A 305-nucleotide genomic window follows, 5' to 3' on the forward strand; every position below is an offset into this window, starting at 1 on the left:
GGGGCGCGTGCCCTCGGCGCCGTTGGTCACGGCGTCGAGCGAGCGCCCGGCTGCCAGCGCCCGGAGCGTCCGGCGCTTGGCGGCGGGCGGGACCGCGGGCCCGTCGAGGAGCGCCACGGTCAGGCCCATGTCGCCGAGGCGCACCGCCGGGTCGGTCCGGCCGAACAGCGCGAGGCCCTCCAGGGCGAGGCCCAGCACCTCGGCGCCGGCCGCCGGCGTGTCGGTGCGCCCGATCGACTCGATGCCGGCCTGGAAGAACTCGTCGGGCTCGTCGGCGGCGAGCCGGAAGACCGGGCCGCAATAGC

1 protein-coding gene is annotated in these 305 nt (G+C 78.7%); it reads right to left on the reverse strand.

The features are described 5' to 3' along the window. Positions 1 to 305: ATP phosphoribosyltransferase regulatory subunit (locus ACLBXO_RS32035; protein WP_447687952.1), on the reverse strand; the 305-nt coding region annotated here is incomplete at both ends.

The organism is Methylobacterium sp. C33D (assembly GCF_053345825.1).